The organism is Dokdonella sp. (assembly GCF_049593775.1).
GTDB lineage: Bacteria > Pseudomonadota > Gammaproteobacteria > Xanthomonadales > Rhodanobacteraceae > Dokdonella.
In genome coordinates, this window is the sequence record NZ_JBAWHJ010000065.1 from 1 (window position 1) to 3792 (window position 3792).

Here is a 3792-nt window from a genome sequence, read left to right on the forward strand (position 1 = left end):
GCCCGGCATGGCTACCGAGGCGGGCTATGACACGCAATTCTTCACACCCGGCGACACCGGCTTCCTGAGCGTCGGCAAGTGGCTGCACAGCATTGGTTTCAGCGAGGTCCATGGCAGCGAGGAAGACTGGTATTCGGGACTGGAGCGCTGGCAATTCAACGCAGTCTCCGATGAGGATTTCTACCCGCGTTTCCTCGACTGGCTCGACGCTCGTGCCGACTCGAAACCATTTGTCTCGGTCCTGCTCAATGTCACGAGCCATCCGCCGTTCATCAATCCGCGCACGCACACGATTGATCCGGAAGGTTCGTTTCGATACGTCGATGAGCAGCTGGGAAACCTGTATGACGAACTCAGACTGCGAGGGTATTTTCGCACCGGCATTCTGATCGTGATGGGCGACCATCGAACCATGACGCCGCTGAATGAATCGGAGTTCCTCGATTTTGGCGATCGCGCGTTTGCGCGTGTGCCAATGATCGTGATCGGTGACATCGACATGCCTGCGGTGGTCGAGGGCAGCTTCCAGCAGATCGACTTGCTGCCTTCGCTGGCCTGGCAGCTCGGAGTTGAATGGTGCCGCTCGCCGTACATGGGCAGTTTTCTCAGGGAGAACCCGCACCCCCCGCAAGTGGTCTTCCACGCGCGTGGCGATGATAGAAACCGGGTCGATGTCTACCATGACAACGACAAGGTATCGGCATTTCTCCTGGACGGAGACGACAGTCGATGGCTGGGGCCACCCCCTGCAGATGGCGAACGCGTAGCGGCCTGGATCAACGTTCAGCGCGATGAAGCGTCTCGTCGCGGAAGGCAGCAGGGCGAGAAACAGGACAGCCTTCGCTGAGCGCTTGAGGAAATCGGCGCCAGGCATCGCGTCGTTGGCAGGCCGACACTGATCGGGGCAGTCGCGAATCTCTCGAATGCGGGCCGAACCCGATCAATCGAAGAACGTTTCTGCCGCTTCCAGCGTGTTTTCCATCAAGGTAGCTACCGTCATCGGCCCGACTCCGCCGGGTACCGGGGTAATCCAGGCCGCCCGCTGGGCTGCTGTCTCGAACTCGACATCGCCAGTCAGACTGCCGTCATCACGGCGATTGATGCCGACGTCGATGACGATCGCACCGGGTTTCACCCACTCACCCCGGACCAGATCCGGGCGACCAACAGCAACAACCAGAATGTCGGCTGCGGCTACGAATGCAGGCAAATCACGCGTGAATCGATGGCACACGGTCGTGGTGCAGCCGGCGAGCAGCAGTTCAAGCATCAGCGGACGTCCGACATGGTTGGATACACCGACCACGACGGCGTGCTTGCCACGTACCGGCAGATCGGTATTCGCGAGCAGGGTCATCACGCCTTTGGACGTACATGGCCGCAAACCTCTCTGACGCAGGACCAGACGGCCAACGTTCTCTGCCTGGAACCCATCCACGTCCTTGCGTGGATCAATGCGGTTGATCAACGCACTTGCATCGACATGCGCAGGCAACGGCAACTGGACAAGAATGCCGTGCACCTGCGGATCGGCATTCAGTCGATCGACCAGGTCGACCAGATCGGATTCCGGAGTATCCGCCGGCAAGTCGAATGCCAACGACGAAAAACCGACACGCTCGCAGGCACGACGCTTGTTGCGGACATAGACGGAAGAGGCAGGTTCGTCGCCTACCAGGATCACGGCAAGCCCGGGGCGTGGCTTTCCGGACTCGATACGGGATTGCACGCGTGCCGCCAGGCCCTCGAGCAATTCAGCGGCAATGCGTTTGCCGTCCAGCAGGCGTGCGCTCATCGATACTCCATGGAAGTCCCGCACATTATCCATGTCTCGCCCGAATATTTCATGAGACCGGAGAAAATCCGCCGGCTTGACCGAGGTTTCAGGCCTTGCCGGTGAGATCGCAGCCGGCGAACTCTCGCTTGCAACATCCGGCTGGCTCGGCACCAGTCGGCACTTGCCCATGTCCAGAGTGTGAGCATCCGGCCCATCTCTCGAACTACCAGGAGAAGTCGGCACTCCCGTGCGGAATGCTAGGATCGATCCAGGTCAATCCGGAGCACAATTGATGCCTGACGTTACTACCGAACTCGAAGCGGCTGCCTTCCGACGCCTGCTCAAGCATCTGCAGGCCCGCACCGACGTCCAGAACATTGATCTGATGATCAAGGGCGGCTTCTGCCGGAACTGCCTGGCCGACTGGTACCGTGATGCTGCAGTTGAACGTGGACTGTCAATGGATCGCGATGCGGCCAGGGAGCTCATCTACGGACAACCGTTCACGGAATGGAAGACTCGCTACCAGGGTGATGCCACTGCAGCGCAATTGGCTGATCTTGCAGAAGCGCAGAAAAAGCACCCGCCGCAGGGATAGGCGAACCCCGGCCCGTGCGAGCGCGCTCCCAAGACGTTGCCGCAACGTCAAAAAAAAGAAGGCCCACGCCACGATAGTTGGCGCAGGCCTTCTGGCCCAGCGAGATTCGGTCCGGCGCGAAGAACCGTGCGCCGGACCCGTTTCTTATTGCGCCCGGTACGTCCAGGCCTGCATCCAATCGTCATTCGGACCGCTGAAAGCACCGACATAGGGCGCCGGAGCAAAGAACGATTCCGGAATCAGGCGGCCACCGGTGCGCAGCGGTGAATTCGCCATCGGCAGGTAGCCGCTGATCATCGCATCGGCTGTCGAGTTTCCTGCCTGCGCAGTGAAAAAGGCTTCGGCCGTCCACGGCGCGTCTGCCGACTGGGCGAACGCTGTCGCACAATTGAGGTAGGTGTGGTCGATGGTCAGGGTGCCGGTCAAAGCTGCGGGTGAGCCTGCTGCGGCGAAGGTCGGCGTGTTGGTGATGTTCAGGCAAGCCTTGCCAGCCTTGTCATAGCCGCGGACCAGGCCATTGACGAGATTGCCGCCCGTGCCTTCCTTGAGCAGGATGCCATTACCCGCTGTCGGGCCGCCAAGGAAGGTGAAGTTTGCAAACGTCGGTTGCGCGCGCGGCGTCGCATCCTGGTTATCGGCCTGGTTGGATGACTCGAAGCCGTTGTCCTCGCCAAATCCATTGCCGGTCTTCGAATAGGCGAACTGCACGTTGCCGGCCCAGCCTTCATCCCAGTCGAATGAATCATCACCACCGTCGACTACGACCAGATAGCGGGCGTTGGCGGTTCCACCGAACCACTCCATGCCGTCATCACCGCCGCGATAGGCCTGCAGGTATTCGAGCACCGTGCCATCGCCAACCGACTGGAACGTAAAGGCGTTGACCTCGCGTCCTTCCGTGAAGACGTAGCCGCTATAGCGCACCTGGACATAACGCATGATGCCCGAGCTGTCATGCGGATCGTTGCCGCCATAGCGCAGGCTTGGATCGAACTCGCTGCGGCAATCAAACGGAGCTGCCGGACACTTGTTGTTCGGAGCATTGCCGGAGAGCACAACGCCGCCCCAATCCTTCGGGGCCGGTTCGCGACCACTGGAAACACCATCGTCGGAGCTGGTGAAGATGATCGGCGCATAGGCCTTGCCGTCTGCAACGATGCGCGAACCAGGCTGCACGTACAGATAGTCGGAAGTCGCACCATTGCCAGTCAGCAACGTACCCGGTTCGATCGTCAATACGGCCTTGTTGGTATTGTCCCCGCCGACGCGAACCAGGCCATCAAGCACCCAGGTCGTATCATTGGTCAGCGTACGGTCGCTGGTGATGGCGCCGCTGAGTACACAACTGCGCGGCTGCACGCCAGGCGCTGTGCCGGCAGGACAACCCGCGAACTTCTTTTCGTAAACGCACTTGGAG

At 60.4% G+C, this 3792-nt stretch carries 4 protein-coding genes; 2 read left to right on the top strand and 2 right to left on the bottom strand.

Features of this window, described 5'->3' with window-relative positions; all coding sequences use genetic code 11:
* Positions 1–847 (top strand): sulfatase-like hydrolase/transferase (locus WBP53_RS02380; RefSeq protein ID WP_423925560.1); only part of this gene is annotated, 847 nt, incomplete at its 5' end.
* A gap of 93 nt (positions 848–940) precedes the next feature.
* On the opposite strand, the gene folD is transcribed toward WBP53_RS02380, so the two are convergent.
* The gene (folD, locus tag WBP53_RS02385; RefSeq protein ID WP_423925562.1) at positions 941–1795 is read right to left on the bottom strand and encodes a bifunctional methylenetetrahydrofolate dehydrogenase/methenyltetrahydrofolate cyclohydrolase FolD; all 855 of its coding nucleotides are present in this window, start codon (positions 1793–1795) and stop codon (positions 941–943) included.
* Between the two features lie 274 nt (positions 1796–2069).
* Here folD and WBP53_RS02390 point away from each other — a divergent pair, with 274 nt between their 5' ends.
* Positions 2070–2375, top strand: a complete 306-nt coding sequence (locus WBP53_RS02390) for a DUF1244 domain-containing protein (protein WP_423925564.1) — start codon at positions 2070–2072, stop codon at positions 2373–2375.
* Positions 2376–2519: 144 nt separating this feature from the next.
* Here WBP53_RS02390 and WBP53_RS02395 read toward each other — a convergent pair.
* A partial coding sequence (locus WBP53_RS02395) for a hypothetical protein (protein WP_423925566.1) occupies positions 2520–3792 on the bottom strand: 1273 nt, incomplete at its 5' end.